Annotated in this window: 12 protein-coding genes; 5 read left to right on the forward strand and 7 right to left on the reverse strand. The window is 72.0% G+C overall.

Annotation, left to right across the window (positions count from 1 at the left end; translation table 11 throughout):
• Window positions 1–315: 315 nt before the first annotated feature.
• Window positions 316–1,635 (forward strand): hypothetical protein, encoded by a 1,320-nt coding sequence (locus tag MILUP08_RS11890; RefSeq protein ID WP_237747057.1) that lies wholly within the window; start codon window positions 316–318, stop codon window positions 1,633–1,635.
• Here MILUP08_RS11890 and MILUP08_RS11895 read toward each other — a convergent pair.
• The 6 genes from MILUP08_RS11895 to MILUP08_RS11920 form a co-directional block, all read right to left on the reverse strand.
• Window positions 1,584–2,780, reverse strand: coding sequence for a glycosyltransferase family protein (locus MILUP08_RS11895; RefSeq protein ID WP_007457887.1), 1,197 nt, complete (start codon window positions 2,778–2,780; stop codon window positions 1,584–1,586). The genes MILUP08_RS11890 and MILUP08_RS11895 overlap by 52 nt on opposite strands.
• Entirely contained in the window at window positions 2,777–4,171 is a 1,395-nt protein-coding gene (locus MILUP08_RS11900) for a glycosyltransferase family protein (RefSeq protein ID WP_007457888.1), read from the reverse strand. Before MILUP08_RS11900 ends, MILUP08_RS11895 begins: the two co-directional genes overlap by 4 nt.
• On the reverse strand, window positions 4,168–5,586 hold the full coding sequence (locus tag MILUP08_RS11905) for a lipopolysaccharide biosynthesis protein (RefSeq protein WP_007457889.1): 1,419 nt from the start codon (window positions 5,584–5,586) through the stop codon (window positions 4,168–4,170). Before MILUP08_RS11905 ends, MILUP08_RS11900 begins: the two co-directional genes overlap by 4 nt.
• Before the next feature lie 128 nt (window positions 5,587–5,714).
• The gene (locus MILUP08_RS11910; protein ID WP_007457891.1) at window positions 5,715–7,589 is read right to left on the reverse strand and encodes a polysaccharide biosynthesis protein; all 1,875 of its coding nucleotides are present in this window, start codon (window positions 7,587–7,589) and stop codon (window positions 5,715–5,717) included.
• Between the two features lie 235 nt (window positions 7,590–7,824).
• On the reverse strand, window positions 7,825–9,027 hold the full coding sequence (locus MILUP08_RS11915; protein WP_007457893.1) for a DegT/DnrJ/EryC1/StrS family aminotransferase: 1,203 nt from the start codon (window positions 9,025–9,027) through the stop codon (window positions 7,825–7,827).
• A 198-nt stretch (window positions 9,028–9,225) separates the two neighbouring features.
• Window positions 9,226–10,323, reverse strand: coding sequence for an ATP-grasp domain-containing protein (locus tag MILUP08_RS11920; protein ID WP_007457895.1), 1,098 nt, complete (start codon window positions 10,321–10,323; stop codon window positions 9,226–9,228).
• Window positions 10,324–10,558: 235 nt separating this feature from the next.
• On the opposite strand from MILUP08_RS11920, the gene MILUP08_RS11925 reads away from it, so the two are divergent.
• Window positions 10,559–11,122, forward strand: coding sequence for an acyltransferase (locus MILUP08_RS11925; RefSeq protein ID WP_007457897.1), 564 nt, complete (start codon window positions 10,559–10,561; stop codon window positions 11,120–11,122).
• 41 nt (window positions 11,123–11,163) lie between these two features.
• The gene (locus MILUP08_RS37095; protein ID WP_272944006.1) at window positions 11,164–11,814 is read left to right on the forward strand and encodes an acyltransferase; all 651 of its coding nucleotides are present in this window, start codon (window positions 11,164–11,166) and stop codon (window positions 11,812–11,814) included.
• On the opposite strand, the gene MILUP08_RS34460 is transcribed toward MILUP08_RS37095, so the two are convergent.
• On the reverse strand, window positions 11,700–13,001 hold the full coding sequence (locus MILUP08_RS34460) for a glycosyltransferase (protein ID WP_007457899.1): 1,302 nt from the start codon (window positions 12,999–13,001) through the stop codon (window positions 11,700–11,702). The two genes, MILUP08_RS37095 and MILUP08_RS34460, sit on opposite strands and share 115 nt — an antisense overlap.
• 231 nt (window positions 13,002–13,232) lie before the next feature.
• Between MILUP08_RS34460 and MILUP08_RS11940 the strand changes: the two genes are divergently transcribed.
• A complete protein-coding gene (locus tag MILUP08_RS11940; protein WP_007457901.1) occupies window positions 13,233–14,336 on the forward strand; it encodes a glycosyltransferase family 4 protein in 1,104 nt (367 codons plus the stop codon).
• Complete coding sequence (locus tag MILUP08_RS11945; protein WP_007457903.1) at window positions 14,333–15,610, forward strand: glycosyltransferase family 4 protein; 1,278 nt, start codon at window positions 14,333–14,335, stop codon at window positions 15,608–15,610. The genes MILUP08_RS11940 and MILUP08_RS11945 overlap by 4 nt, the downstream gene beginning before the upstream one ends.
• Window positions 15,611–15,620 lie beyond the last annotated feature (10 nt).

Genomic DNA, 15,620 nt, shown 5'->3' on the forward strand with positions numbered 1-15,620 from the left:
TCGTTCAGTGACTACTGACAGTCGATCGGGTGGCCCGCAGCGTGGTGCCGCGCGGTCGTCGTCGCTGCAACGTGCGCTCAACCAGGTGGAGGGTCGGCGAGTGCGATCTCGGAATCCTGTCCGGGCAGACTCGCCACCGCCCAGGGCCGGATGGCCGGTCGGGAGTGGACCTCGGTGACCACCCTCGACGGCATCAGCAGTGGTCGACACCGATCGCCGATCGGGAGTGTCCGCGAGCGGGATCCCTCGCCGCCGCCCGAGCACGGTACGCGCCGGCCGTCGGTGGCGGACCCCGCGGCGTCGCGCCCCCGAACGGTGACGTGGCTGCCGTTGGTGCTGGCCCTGACCTGGATGCTCGGCACGTTCGGCGCGTTCTGGCTGACGAGGCTGGCCCGCCAGGTCGAGAATCCCGTCCGGCTCTGTGTCTTCGTGCTCGCGGCGACAGCCCTCTTCGCCGGTGGATACGTGGCGCAGATGTCGCGTCGCGTCCCGGCGGTGGCGGCCGCGACCCACTCGACCGACCGCATCCGGCAGGTGCGTCGACTGGTCCTGGCCAGCGCCGCCTACTACGTCGTCGTCAGCCTGACGCGGCTGGTCCAGTTCGGCGCCACCGGCCCGCAGAGTGTGTGGGCGAGCATCGAGGCGCCCGCCACCGGCTACGTGAACAAGTTCGACGTCTACCAGCAGGGCGTCACGAGCACCGACCCGTGGATGACCCTGCTGCTTCCGCTCGGCGTCCTCAGCGTGGCCCTCGTACCGCTGCTGGTGGTGCACTGGCAGAGCCTGCCCGGCTGGTTGCGGCTCGCCGGCCTGGTCGGCACGGCGACGCACCTGTCCTTCTACCTCTTCATCGGCACGATGAAGGGCCTCGGCGACGTCGTCATCATGCTGGCGGCCGGGATGCTCATCGCGCGGGCGTCGGTCCGGCACCGACGGCGGGCCCGCTCGCGGCGTCGCCGGACGCTCGTGCTGGTCGGCGGGGCGTTCGCGCTCCTGGCCACCTACATGATCTTCAGTCACGCGACGCGGGCGACGGAGTTCGGCACCACGGGTGAGGTGGTGCGGGTGAATCCCGAGGTGGAACGTGCCATGGGTGAGTCGGTGGCCGTGGGCGTCGCCGCCATCATCGGTTACCCGACGCACGGTTACCTCGGGTTGTCCTACAACCTCCAGGTGCCCTTCGAGTGGTCCCACGGCCTCGGTAGCGCGCCGTCCGCCGCGATCTTCGCCGAGCAGTCCTTCGGAGCGGACCTCACCGAGCATCCGACGTACCCCGACCGCACCCAGCACGAGAAGGGGTGGCCGGCGCGCATGTACTGGGCCACCATCTATCCCTGGCTCGCCTCCGACCTCACCTTCCCGGGCGCGGCGTTGTTCATGGGCCTGGTCGGGTGGCTCTTCGCCGGCTCGTGGCGCGCGGCGGTGTCCTCCCGTCGGGTGGTCCCGACGTTGATCTTCGCGCAGCTCTGCATTCTCATCGTCTACGTGCCGGCGAACAACCAGCTCGGCATGGCGCCGGAATCCATCGTCGGGATGGCCACGCTCCTCGTGCTCTACGCGCTGCAGTCGCCCGCCAACGGGCGTCAGTCCCAGTGGCGGAAGAACCGACCGAGGGGCTCCGCGTACGCCCGGTAGTCGAACGATTCGAGCGCCTGGCTGCGCGCGGCCTGACGCATCACGCTGCGCTGCGCGTCGCTCAGGCGCGCGGCGGCGCGGAACGCCTCGGTGACCCCGGCCAGCGTGTGGTCCCGGCACACCAGGCCCTCCAGGTCGGGGCGCAGGTACCTGCCCATGTCGCTGGTGAGGTTGGCGATCACCGGGGTGCCGCTGGCCAGACTCTCGCAGAACTTCGTCGAGAAGCCCGCGTTCGTGGCCCGGTCCGGCCTGCGGACGAGGACTGTGAAGTCCGCCGCCTGCAGGGCGCTCGCCACCTCCGCCTGCGGCAGGCGACCCAGGCACCGTACGCCCTCGGGCAACGCTCGGCCCTCGACGAGGCCGCGTACCTCGTCGACTGTCGGGCCGTAGATGCGCAGCTCGACGCGCGCGCCGTCGCGCTGGACACGACCCACCGCCTCGATGACGGTGCCCAGGAGGTCCTTCTTGTTGCCGTGCGGATTGCCCGCGTACGCGAGCGTGAGCGGGGACGAGCCGCCGGCCGCCGTCTGCCGGGCGTCAAGGGTCAGGCCCTTCACGTCGAGGGTGGGCGGCACCCGCAGCAGCGGGCGACCGGTACGGCGGTAGTGGTCCTCAAGGTAGGAGCTGATCACGATGACGCCGTCGCAGCGCGGGTAGTAGTGGTGCAGGGCCAGCTTCATGCTCACGTGCAGCGGTCCGAGGTAGCCGCCGCGCACGTGCCGGCCGTTGAACCAGTCCACGACGTCGACGATCAGCGGCACGCCGTGCCGTCGGCACCACCGCTGGAGGTGGAACATGTACTGGGCCTGGCCGCCGTGCACCAGCACGTGCGACGGTCTGGTCGGCTGGGCGTCGAGCCAGCGGACCGTCCGCTGACCCCAGCGCACAAGCGTCTGAATCGAGCTGCCCACCGGCCCGGCCGTCGGCGGCGGCCGCTCCGCCAGGCCGATGTGCGAGACCGACCCCGGGCCGTCGACGCCCGGCAGCGGTGTGCGCACGCGCGGCTCCGGCCCGCCGCCGGCCACCACGACGTCGTAGCCGGCGGCGGCCAACGACGCCACCAGGCCGTGCACCCGCCGTGACCCCGCCTCACCCCAGGGGAACAGGAACGGACCCACACAGGCGACCCATCGTGTACGTCTCATCGCCGCACCCCACCGCGCCTCGGGGTCAGGTGTTCGCGGGCCGCGTCGGGGGTGACGGACCCGGCGCGGGCCGCCGCGCGCAGCGTGGCGGCGAACCGTGTCGCCACGTTCTCCCTGGCATGTTCCTGCCGGGCGAACTCGACTCCGTTGCGGGCGAGCCTCTCCCGCAGCCCCGCGTCGTGGCACAGGGCCGCGATGTCGCGTACCAGGCTGGCTCGGTCGTTCGTCCCGACGATCACGCCGGCGCCGGCCTGCCGGATGTGGTCCATCGACGCCACCTCGGCGGGACCGTAGCCGAGGACGGGACGGCCCGAGGCGAGGTACTGGGGGATCTTCGTCGAGACCGAGTAGCGGGTGTAGCGGCGGATCTCTTCGTCGAAGGACTCGATGTGCACGAGGACGTCCGACGACCGCAGCGCCGCGGGCACCTCCTCGCTTGTCAGCGAGGGCCCCAGCCGCACCCGCCGCAGGTCGGCGAAGTGCCGTCCGTACTGGGCGAGGTCCCGCTCCGGGGCGTGGATGGTCAGTCGGGCGGGCGGACCGGTCTGCGCGACGTCGTCAAGCGCGGCGCCGATGTCGCGCAGCGACTCCCAGCGGTTGAGGTGCAGGGCGCCGACGTACACCAGCTCGACGCCGCGCTGTCGGTCGACCTCGGTGCGGGGCGCGGCGAAGAAGCTCTCGTCGACGCAGTTCACGAAGGGGCTGAACGGGATTCCGTACCGTCGGGCGTACTCGTCGGCCATCGGCTGACTGATCACCATGCCGAGCGGCGCCAGGCGGATGAGTCGTGCCGTCGTCTCCTGGACGCTGCGGGTGGCCCGACCGAACAGCTCGCCGTTGGCGTGCAGCGTCGCCGGCCAGTCGTCGGTGAAGTGCGGTACCACCGGGACGTCGCAGGTCCGCGCCGCGAGGGCGGTGATCCTCGTGAGCCGGACGCTGCCCAACATGGAGTAGACGACATCGGGACGGAAGTCACGCATCCACCGGATCAGCGCCGGGGGGACACGGATCGGGCTGAGGTCGGCGCTCGCGCGCAGCTGCGCGTAGACCCTGGCCACCGCGGGTCGACTCTCCGCCGCCGCGTGGACGGCGGCGATCGGCCTGCTCTGTTGCAGCGGCGTCTGGCCGTTCCACCCCAGCATCCGCATCGAGTAGTACTGGATGGGCAGGTAGTGGTCCCGTGGTGGGAAGTGGAAGTAGTTCTCGCACACCTCCGTCGACGGCGTGATGTTCCCGGTGTACACCTGCCCGAGGCGGTCCCTGGGCCAGCCGGAGAAGAGATTCGACAGGGTCATGGCGGTACCGCTGACGCGGCTGAAGGGCGTGTGGCTCACCACCAGCACCCGGGGGAATTCCTCGTCCACAAGCATCGGTACGTCCACCTCTCTCATGTGGTCCGCAGGGTCAGTGCGCGCCGGTAGCCGTAGATGGCGGCCGGAACGACGGTCAGGCTGTAGATGACGACGGCGATGTACGGCGCGGCCCAGACGCCCAGCCAGTGCAGGCCGAGCAGCTTCCCGAGGACGGAGAGCGGCAGGTACAGCAGGTAGCCCCACAGTTGGGGGCGTACGACCCCGGCCGCGTTCTGCACCATGAAGCGCGGGGAGATCGCGGCCAGCACGATCCACCAGCAGGCGAGGCCCAGCAGGAGCGCCCGGTTCCCGATCGGGATCGGTAGCCAGGCGGCGAAGAACGCCTCGCCGAACACCACGAGCAGGGTCGACGGCACCACCGCGACGAGCGTGGACACGACTGTCATCCGCCGGACGGTCCGGCGTACCCAGTCGAGGTCGCCGCGCGCCAGGGCTTCGCCGTGCATCGGCCACAGCGGCTGGTTGACGAGCGTCACGAGCGCCCCGAGTTGGGTGAACAGTCGGGCCGGCACCGCGTACGCCGTGACGCTTGCCAGCCCCAGCACGTGCGCGATGAGCAGGGGGTCGGCGTTGTCCGCCAGAACCATCACCAGCGTCACCAGGAAGAACAGTCCACCCAGGCCGAACAGGTCACGAATGCCCCGGCCGTCGACGAACCTCAGGCGGGGCGTCAGGCGGGGCAGCCGCCACCCGAACGTCCACACCGTGTTGACGATGTTGACCAGCAACGGGGAGATCGCGATGCTGGCGATGACAGCGATGGGGGGCAGCTTCGCGAACACCGCGCCGAGCGCGAGCGGCAACGAGAGGGCGCTCGCTGCCGCCTGCCAGATGTTGCTGACGGCCACCTGCTGATACGCGTACTGCACCCGGGCGACAAGTGACAGCGGGATGTTCAGCAGGAAGGCCGTCAGGCAGACCAGGGCGACGAGGTGCGCGTCGTCGGCCGCCGCCCCGGTGGCGTTGAACAGCGCCGGCCACGGGACGAACCCGCCGACCAGCCAGAGCAGGCCACACGCCGGAAGCGCCACGCCGCAGACCGCCGCGTAGGCGCTGGAGACGTAGCGTCGGGCCGTCGCCCAGTCACCGTCCACCCGACAGGGCGCGAGCCTGGTCATGAGCCCGAGACCGACGCCCAGGTCGGCGAAGGCGACCATCCCGGTGACGGCCAGGACCGCCGCCCAGAGGCCGTACAGGTCGGTGCCGAGATACGACAGCGTCACGGGCAGGAGGAAGAGCGGTACGACGGCGCTCACCGCTCGACTCAGCGCCGCGGTGGCGATCCACGACAGCAGCCGGCGACCGCGACGCGGGGTCGGGGGAGCGGGGGCGTCCGGCGCGGGCGGCTCCACCGTCTGGACGACCCGACCGGCCTCGGCCGCGGCGGCGTCCGGCTGTTCCTGCCGCTCGAACCTGCTGTCGGGGGCCCGCAATCCTTCGGTCCTATCGATCCGCGGCGGAGGGACGCGCCTGGCGATGCGGATGCCGCTGTGCGGCCTCACGCTGGGGCTGCTTCCTCACCGGCATAACTGCCGGCGAGGACTTTCGGGTGCGGGGTCGGTCACCGCGACTGCAGGGGTACGCCCACCGGGCCGTCCACCCTCGGGCCGATCGGCGGGGCACAGAGCAGCGCGAGGTGCTCGATGAGCTTCGCCGCGTCGTCGTACGGGTCGAGCCCGCTCACCTCGCCCGGGTCGAGCGCGGGCACCGCCACGTGGGACACCAGCGGGTGCAACGGCCGGGTGTCGGTCTCGCCGGCGCCGAAGAGGTCCTCGTGCAGCTTCTCTCCGGGGCGCAGGCCGGTGTAGACGATAGGCGCCTGGCTGGACGCCTGCTCGGCCATCTGGCGGGCCAGGTCGGCGATGCGGACCGGCTCGCCCATGTCCAGCACCAGCGCCTCCCCGTCCCGGCCGATCTCGGCGGCCTGCAGCACGAGGTGGACGGCCTCCTGGACGGTCATCAGGTAGCGGGTTACCTCCGGGTGGGTGACTGTCAACGGCAGGGAGTCCTCGATCTGCCGCTGGAACGCCGTCACCACCGAGCCGCGACTGCTCAACACGTTGCCGAACCGGACGCTGAGGAAGGTGCCCGGGAACCGGGACGCCGCGTGCGCGGTCAGTTGCTCGGTGATCCGCTTCGAGTAGCCGAGCACGCTTATCGGGTTGGCGGCCTTGTCGGTCGAGATGTTGACGAACTTCGCCACGTCCCGGCAGGCGTCCAGCACCGAGAGGGTGCCCCAGATGTTCGTCTTCACCGCCTCGCCGGGGTGCCGCTGCAACAGGGTCAGGTGCTTGAGTGCCGCCGCGTGCAGGATGATCTCCGGACGGCGCTCGCGGATGATCCGTCGGATGCCCTCGTCGTCGCGCAGGTCGGCGAGGATCAACTCGGGACCGTCCAGCAGCGCCCGCCCGGCGAGCGACATCTGCAGGCCGTGCAGGGCCGACTCGTCCCGGTCCAGCATCATCAGCTCACCCGGGTCGGCCTTCATCACCTGACGGCAGAGTTCCGACCCGATCGATCCACCGGCGCCGGTGACCAGGATCCGCCGTCCGGTCAGGCTGTTCGTCCGCAGCGGCAGGTCACCGACCACCTGGCGGCGGCCGAGCAGATCGCCGATCTGCACGTCCCGGACGTCGGTGACGGTGATCCGGTGGTCGACCAGGTCCCGCACGGGGGGCAGCACCTTGAACACCGCGCCGGCGGCGAGGGCGGCCTCGCGGATCTCGCGGATCAGCGCGGCGTCGGCGTTGGCCACCGAGAAGATGACCGCCCCCGCTCCGGTACGCCGGAGCGCGGAGCGCACGTCGTGCCGTCCGCCGAGCACCCGGACCCCCCGGATGCGCAGGTCACGCTTGTCGGCGTCGTCGTCGAGAGCGCCCACCGGCAGGTACCGGCCCCGCGGATCGCTGAGCATGGCCCGCAGCAGTTCCTGCCCGGCGTCGCCCATCCCGAACAACAGCACAGGCGTCGACGACCGGACGTCCGGTCGCATCGAGAGGTCCCGCCGGTGGCGGTACGCGAACCGGGCGCCGAGCATCAGGAGCAGGGCGAGCGCGCCGCCGACCAACGGGGTGCTCGCCGGCACCGGCCGCTCGTCGGAGGGCAGCAGACCGAGCAGCACGATGGCGGCCGCCAGGACGGCGCCCCCGGCGACGCCCTGGGCGTCGTGCAGGCTACCCAGCGGATGTCGTCCACCGTGGAGGCGTCGCACCGCCGCGACTCCCAGGTGCACGACGGCCGCGAGCACGCCGATCGCCGCCGCCCGGGCCGGTTGGCCGGGCGGGAGGTGGAACTCGAAACGGGTCCACACGGCCGCGACGAAACCGCAGACCCAGGCGGTGGTGTCGGTGGCGAGGAGGGCCGCTGTGGCGTGGCGTGCCCGGGCCCGTCGTCTCCGCCGGTCCGCGCGTTCCGTGTGCTCTGACTCCTGCGGCATGTGCTCGCTTCCTGTCCCGTCCCCCGGCCGGCTTCCAATACGCGGCTGAGGGCGATACGCGGCCTATGTCCCCGTCGCATCCATTCTCAAGATTTCTGGGGTATTTGCCGCTGGATGGTGGAATATCCTGCTACTGCCGGCCTCCGCGAGCCGGTACGGCCGTCCCCGTCACCTGATCGGCCACCCTTCGAGGGCCGAACCCCTCATCCGTGGCGGACCAGGCCGGGCCGGTCGTTCACGACAGGGACGGGCCTGTCCGGGCGCTCAGGAACTCGTCGATCGCCGCGAGGACCCGGGCGATCTGCGGTTCGGTGAGGGCGCTCCCGCTGGGCAGGGTGAGCCCGTCGGTGAAGAGACGCTCGGCGGCGCCGGTGAGCAGGCTCTCCGCGCCCGCGTGCATCGGCTGCAGGTGCATCGGCTTCCACACCGGCCGGGTCTCGATGTTCCGTTCCGCGAGGTGCCTCGCGAGGTCGTCGGCCCGCCAACCGCACCGCTGGGGCTCGACGGCGATGACTGTCAGCCAGCAGTTCGACTCGGCGTCCTGGGCTCCGACCAGCCGTACGCCGGGCACCGGGGCGAAGAGCTTGGCGTACTCGTCGCGCAGGTGACGGCGTCGGGCGATCATCTGGTCCAGCCGGAGGAGCTGGGCGCGTCCGAGCGCCGCGAGCAGGTTGCTGAGTCGGTAGTTGTAGCCCGTCTCGTGGTGCTCGTAGTGCCGTGCCGGTTCGCGGGCCTGGGTGGCGAGGTGGCGAGCGCGGGCCAGGAGCGCGGCGTCGTCGCACACGAGCATGCCACCACCGGAGGTGGTCATGATCTTGTTGCCGTTGAACGACAGCACGCCGACGCGCCCGAACGAGCCGGCAGGACGCCCGGCGTGGCAGGCGCCGAGGGCTTCCGCGGCATCCTCCACGACTGGCACGTCGGTCTCGGCGCACAGGGGGAGCAGGGCGCCGTAGTCGGCGCAGCTGCCGAACATGTCCACCGGAACGATCGCGCCGACCCGCTCGCCGCGCGCCCGCAGCGCCCGGATCAGGTCCGCGGCGAGGTCGACGTCCACATTTCCGGTCCGCGGATCACAGTCGACGAAGACCGGCCGTGCGCCGATGTAGCGGGCCGCGTTCGCGGTGGCGACGAAGGTGAGGGTGGGCACGATGACCACGTCGGTGGGGCCGACTCCCACACCGAGCAGGGCCAGGTGCAGAGCTGCCGTACCGGAGTTCACGGCGACGGCCCCGCCGGTGCCGACCCGGGTCGCGACGTCGTGTTCGAACGCCTGCAGGTCCGGACCGACAGGTGCCACCCAGCCCGAGCGAAGGGCGGCGATCAGGTACGACTCCTCCAGCGGCCCGACGTCCGGCGGCGACAGGTACACGGTGTCGCCCGTGTGCGGGCGCGGCGGGGAATCGGCCACGTCCGCGAGACGACCAGGCACCGGCATGTTCCGACCTCCGCGACGGTGGGCAGTGCGTGTCGACGTCGGGCGGGACGTGGAGCCACAGAAACCCCAAATCTTCGCAGTCGGTCGACATCCGCCTGATAAACCCCCAAACCCTCGCGTTGGACACGGCCAGGGGATCCTGGGTCGCACCGGTGAGACCGGACTCCGACGCCGTCGGTGGCTGGCGTCGTCGCGGCGTCACCGGCCGGACGGGCGCCGGGAGCCGGGCGTCGCGGTGGCCGCCTCGTGCGAGCGTCGGGGTGGTGCCGGCGCGAACTGCCGCAGATGCCCCACGATCGCCGCGCAGAACACGGCCTCGATGTCGCACTCCTCCTCGACGTGCTGCCACGTGTCGCCCACCCGCAGGTGGTACCCGGTCGACTCTTCGGCGGTGACCGTGCCGAAGTGCAGGCACTGGAACTCGATCAGGTGGAAACGCTCGCCGTCGTGACCGATGTCCAACGAGGCGAGTGGGGTGCCGAGAGTGTCGGAGACCCGCTCCGCGTAGTCGAGCAGCGCGTCGCGGTCGACGCCCGCCAGGTCCTGGAAGTCGAAGTCGCCACTGCCGCTGGCGCGGAAGTCGCCGGGCCGGTTGCGGCGGTAGAGCGTGTAGTAGCGCGCACCCATCCGGAGCACCTTGAAGTCTCCGGCCAACCCCGGGACCAGCGCCTGCACCAGGAACTTCTGCCGGTGCAGGGAGCGGGGATGGTGGTCGCGGCGCAGCAGTCGTCGGCCGTGCTCGCGAACGGCTTCGCCCCGGTCGGAGGTGTCGCTGAGGGTGCGGGCGGTGCGCAGCAGCTCGCGCCGGTTCGCGGCACGGGCCACGAACTGCGAGCCGGCGCCGTACGCCGACTTGAGCACCTTGGGCCACGGGCCGTCCAGCTCCGTCGCCGCGAGTTCCTCGTAGGTGCCGAAGGTGCGGGTGCCCAGGAGGCGGGCGTCCTGCGGGAAGAGCCGCGCGCGCAGAGCCTCCATCATCACCTTGTTGTGGTGGGCGCGCAGAAAGCGGTAGCCCGGGACGACCCGCGCTCCGGCGGTCTCCAGGGCCAGCACCAGGTCCTCGATCCAGCTCTTGTAGTGCAGGCCCCGGTCCTCCGACGAGGTGTAGAGCACCGGCACCCCGCGTACGTCGCCGGTCAGGTCCAGGTCGGCGAACCGGATGACCTCGGGGTCGAGGCCGGCGCGTGTCAGGTGCGCGGTGATCTTCCCGACGTCCATCGTGCACAGACCGTGCTGCGTCCGCGCGGTGGAGTAGAACGTCCCCCGGTAGTCGGTCAGGACCAGGACTCTTGTCATCTCGGTCTCTCTGCCTGCGGCGGTCCGGACGCGGTGGCGTTTGGCCCGGCGTGGCGACGAAACGGACGCCGGTCGTTGCATCACGCGACAAACGGCAGAAACGGTATAAGAATGTGTAATCCATTCAGGTCGCATCGATAAATAGGCGACTTTGAGGATATGGCCTGATCAGTCGAGTTGTCTGCCTTACCGTGGATGCGCAGTTGACCGGTGGAACCCAGGAATCGAGGGCGGAATGCTCGGTGCGCTGCGGGGTGTGCGGGTGGCACTGCGGGACCGTTGGGCCGCCGCACGGGATCCGGAGGGCTTCGCCCGGTCCCTCGGCGTCGACCTGCGTGGCCGGGTCCGGTTCTACGGCATCGACCGGGCGATGTTCGGCTCCGAGCCGTGGCTGGTCTCGCTCGGCGACAATGTCTATGTCACGGCGGGCGTCCAGTTCATCACCCACGACGGCGGCACGCTGATCCTCCGCAAGGAGGTACCCGACCTGGAGTGGACCGCGCCGATCCGCGTCGGTGACGACGTCTACCTCGGCGTACGCACGACCATCCTCGCCGGTGTGACGATCGGCAACCGGTGCGTCATCGGCGCCGGCTCGGTGGTGACCCGCGACATCCCGGACAACAGCGTCGCCGCCGGGGTGCCGGCTCGCGTCATCCGCACCGTGGACGACTATCTCGAGCGGTTGCGGGCGCGGTCGCTGGGCTGTGGGCACCTGCCGGCGGCCGAGAAGGCCGCCGTGATCCGCCGGATCTACGGGGTCCCGGAACAGGCCGGTGCCGGCCGGGCGGGCGTCTGATGCGGGTGGCGGCGCGGCGGCCGGGTGCCCTTCTCGGCCCGGTGATCGGGGCGTTGGACCGCATCCTGCGCACGACCTCCCGGGCCCGCCGTGCCGTCCGAGGTCTCGCTCTGGCCCGGCGGTTCGCTGCTCGGGGCGACAACTTCACAGTCGACCCCGACGGGGTCTACACCTGCGAGACGATCGAGGTCGGCGACAATGTGGACCTCGGCTACCGGCCCATCCTGATGGCGGCCCGGGCCCGGATCCGGATCGGCGACAACGTCATGTTCGGCCCCGAGGTGACCATCCGGGGCGGCAACCACCGCATCGACCAGGTCGGCGTGCCGATGATCGCGGTCGACAAGGCGCCCGGCGACGACACCCAGGACCGGGGTGTGACAATCGGCGACGACGTCTGGGTGGGCACCCGGGCGGTGATCCTGCACGGCGTGACAATCGGCCGGGGCGCGGTCATCGGCGCGGGCGCTGTCGTCACGCGCTCGGTGCCTCCGTACGCGGTGGCCGCCGGCAACCCGGCCCGGGTGATCCGTCTGCGCTGGCCGGTGGAGACGATCCAGGCCCACGAGCGGCGGCTCTATCCCGCGGACCGTCGACTGTCCGCCACCGAGCTGGCCGCCCTGGCCGACCTGCCGACGCCCGGACCGGCCCCGGTGACGAAGTCGCTGACCCCAGGCGTCCAGGCCCGGTAGTCGAAGCAGTGGGCCCGCTCGCGGGCCGCGCGGCTCATCGCCGCCCAGGCCGCGTCGTCGAGCCGCAGCGCCCGCTCGATTCCGCGCCGGACGTCCTCTGCCCCGCAGCCGTCCAGCACGATCCCCTCCCGGCCGTCCACGACGTAACGCCCGAGGTCACTCGTGTGGTTGAGCAGCACCGGGCAGCCGGCGGCCAGACTCTCCGGCACCTTGGACGGGAAACCCGCCTGCGCGTACCCGACCGGGGGCCGGACCAGGACCGAGAAGTGTGCCCGACGCAGCTCGGCGAGGACCTCGTCCCGCGGGATCCAGCCCAGGAAGCTCACCTGGTCGTCGAGGTCGCGGGGCCCGGCCTCGTCCAGGTCGGAGAGGCGGCCCGCCTGTTCCCGGCTGATCCCCGCGATCACCAGGCGCACCCGGCGCCGGTCGTCGGGGGCGAGGCGGCGGAGGCCCTCCAGCACCACGGCCAACTGGTCCTTGGGTCCGGCCGATCCGGCGTAGAGGAGCCGGAGCCCGCCGGTGAGCGGGGGCGACGTGTGCTCGGCGTAGTCGGCGCAGTCCACCTGCGGCGGCACCACGAGCGTCGGGCGGCCACTGTCGACGAACCGCCGCTCCAGCGTCTCGGAGATGACGATGATCCGGTCCGCCAGTCGTCCGGCCAGAAGGGACGCCCACCGGTGCCGGACGAAGTACGGCGTCAGCCACCCCCGGGGAAACTGTGCCCGGTCGTGCCGCTCCAGGACGTCCACAGTCACGGGGCAGCGCACCGTCGCCCGGAGCGCCACCCAGGTGGTCAGGGTGAACAGGCCGGCCGGAAGGTACACACCGGTCAGCTCGTCCGGGCGGACACCCGCGCGACGCAGCGCGGCCAGCACCCGCAGGGGCCACAGGCGCCGGTGCAGCCAGCGGCCCGGCATCCCGCCGCCGACTCCGCGACGGTGCAGCTCGATCAGCCGTACGCCGGGCGGCAGGACTGGCGCGACAGGCGGTCGTGATCCGTCCTGCGGCCAGTCGTTGACCACGATTGTCACGCCGCCCACCGGCGTGGCGGACCGGGCCAGGTGCAGCAGACGGTTGGACATGGCGTCGCCGTGCGGAAACCGGTAGGCGGCCAGCGCCAGCACGTGCGGCGTCGCGGCCGGCGTCGACGCGCGGACGGGTCCCGCGATGGTGGTGGGCTCGCCCACGGTCATCCCCCTCGGGAGAACTCGGGTCAATTGGCCGTTATGGCCGTTAAGTCTAGGCAGTGCTCCGTGCTCCGCGTGCCGTCACCTCGCGCGCCGCGCCGCAGTTGCCGTACATGTGCTGTCGTCGGGCCGGATCCGGCCCGACTCCGAGCCGCCGTCGGAATGAGAGGCCATGCAGCGTCGCACCGCGCCCGACCACCGGTGCCCTCCGTCGTCACGTGGAGTCGAGCCGTGACGAGGCCGGTGGTCGTGCAGCACTCGGCCGGAACCCCGGGCGCCAACGGGCCGCTGACCGCCGTGCAGCGGGTGCTCTCCTCGTCCCTGGCCGAGCGCTACGAGTTCGTCCGGATGCACCAGCACGCGGGCAACGGCAGCCTGAACGTGCCGCTGCTGCGGGAGTGGGTGCGTCTGCTGCGTCGGGTACGACCCGCACTGGTGCACGTGCGAGGGCTGCAGAACGAGGGCTTCCACGGTGTCCTCGCCGCCCGGCTCGCCGGCTGTCCCCGTGTCCTTGTCACCGTGCACGGGACCGTACGCGACCTGCGTCAGCCCGGGCCCGCCTGGAAGCGCCGGGCGCTCGTACACGGGGCCGAGCCCGCGACGCTGCGGCTGGCCAGCCACGTCGGCGCGGTCTGCGAGTACGCCGCCGGTCGGGACTTCCTGCGCCGCCTGGGCCCGAAGTTCGTCGGAGTGATCCCCAACGGGGTACCGCTGCCGGCGCACCCGCGCGCCGCGCGCGACCGCGTGCGCGCCGACCTGGGGCTGCGGCCCGACGACGTGGCCATGATCGCGGTGTCCCGGCTGACCTGGGAGAAGGGCTTCGGCGTCCTCGCCGACGCGCTGCGGCGCCTGCCACCGTCCACCGCCGGCAGGCCGCCGACGACCGCGCGCCGGGTGCTGCTTGTCGCGGGCGACGGGCCAGACCGCGACGGGGTGTCGGCCGCGCTGGCCCACTCCGGCGAGGTCGAGGTACGCCTGCTCGGCAACCGGCTCGACGTGCCCGACCTGCTCGCCGCGGCGGATCTCTTCGTCTTCCCGACCCTGCACGAGAACCTCTCCAACGCGTTGTTGGAGGCGATGGCGCACGGGCTGCCGGTGGTCGCGTCGGCGGTGGGCGGCAACGTGGAGGTGCTGCGCTCCGGCGGTGGTCGGCTGGTGCCACCGGGTGACCCGGACGCCCTCGCCGCCGCGCTGGCTCCGCTGCTCGACGACCCCGGGGAGCGCGGGCACCTGGGGGAGTTGGGCCGCAAGGTGGTCGCCGAGGGCTACAGCCTCGACGTCATGCTTGGCGCTCTGGACCGCGTCTACCAGCGGGTGCTCGGGGAGCGGGCGTGACGCCGCCGGGCGGCCCGAGCGTCACGTTCCTGGGCTTCACCGTGCCCGACGACGTGCTCGCCGAGATCATGGCCCGCGACACCATCATGCCGACGCAGACCCACACCTTCGCCTGGGGTCTGGTCCGCGCGCTGCGGGCCGCCGGTTGTCCGGTGCACCTGCTCTCGGCGGCGCCGGTCTCGGGCTGGCCCGGCAACCGGCAGGTCCGTTTCCGGGCCGGCCACTTCCGGCAGGACGACGTGGACGGTCAACTGCTGGCATTCGTCAACCTGCTCGGTCTCAAGCACCTGACCCGCTTCGTGGCCGCCTGGCGCACCGGGGGCCGGGCGCTGCGCGAGCGGGACACCGACGTGTTGCTGGTGCACGGGGTGCACTCGCCCTTCCTGTGGTTCGGCGTGCTGCGGGCCCGGCGGCGCGGCGTCCGGGTCGTGCCGGTGCTCACCGACCCGCCCGGTGTCGCGCTCCCCACCGACGGTCGCCTGGTCCGGCTGCTGCGCGGGCTCGATGTCGCGCTGGTCCGAGCCGCCCTCGCCCGCTGTTCCGGCGTGATCGCCCTGACCCCCGCGCTCGCCGACGACTTCGCCCCGGGCCGTCCCCGGCTGGTCATGGAGGGCATCTGGGCCGAACCGGCCGCCGCCGACCGGCCCGCGAGCGCCGGGTCGACGCGCGACATCGTCTACGCCGGCGGGCTCAGCCGCGCCTACGGCGTCGATCGGCTCGTCGAGGCGTTCCGCGGCCTGCCCGGGGACGACCTGCGGCTGTGCCTGTACGGGCGGGGCGAGTTGGCCGGCTGGCTGCGCGAGCAGGCGGCCGTGAACCAGCGCATCGTGCCGCCCGAGCTGCTGCCCCGGGCGGAGCTGCTGCCCCGGTTGCGCCGCGCCGCCGTGCTGGTGAATCCACGCCCCGTGGACCAGGACTTCGTCCGCTGGTCGTTCCCGTCGAAGATCATCGAGTATCTCGCCGCAGGCGTGCCGGTGGTGAGCACCCGACTGCCCGGCATCCCGCCCGCGTACGCGCCCTGGCTGTCGTACGCCGAGCCGGACACCCCCGACGGCCTGCGCGCGGCGATCGGCCGGTTGCTGGACCTGCCGGTGGCGCAGGCGCGGGCGCTGGGCGCGGGCGGGGCGCGTTTCGTGCGGGAGACCCGCAACCCGACCGCGCAGGGTAGCCGGATGCGCGACTTCCTGGCCGGGTTGACCGGGCAGACCGGGCTGACCGAGCAGCGTGGCGCCCCGGCCGTCGTCGGTGCGACGCTCCCGCAGCGGCCGGACTGACTGCTCATCG

The organism is Micromonospora lupini str. Lupac 08 (genome assembly GCF_000297395.2).
In the GTDB taxonomy this organism is placed as follows: domain Bacteria; phylum Actinomycetota; class Actinomycetes; order Mycobacteriales; family Micromonosporaceae; genus Micromonospora; species Micromonospora lupini.

Bases quoted from the DNA above. Each gene is read 5' to 3' on its own strand.
- MILUP08_RS11895 (WP_007457887.1), bottom strand. From the start codon at position 2,780: ATGAGACGTACACGATGGGTCGCCTGTGTGGGTCCGTTCCTGTTCCCC.
- MILUP08_RS11900 (WP_007457888.1), bottom strand. From the start codon at position 4,171: ATGAGAGAGGTGGACGTACCGATGCTTGTGGACGAGGAATTCCCCCGG.
- MILUP08_RS11910 (WP_007457891.1), bottom strand. From the start codon at position 7,589: ATGCCGCAGGAGTCAGAGCACACGGAACGCGCGGACCGGCGGAGACGA.
- MILUP08_RS11915 (WP_007457893.1), bottom strand. From the start codon at position 9,027: ATGCCGGTGCCTGGTCGTCTCGCGGACGTGGCCGATTCCCCGCCGCGC.
- MILUP08_RS11920 (WP_007457895.1), bottom strand. From the start codon at position 10,323: ATGACAAGAGTCCTGGTCCTGACCGACTACCGGGGGACGTTCTACTCC.
- MILUP08_RS11925 (WP_007457897.1), top strand. From the start codon at position 10,559: ATGCTCGGTGCGCTGCGGGGTGTGCGGGTGGCACTGCGGGACCGTTGG.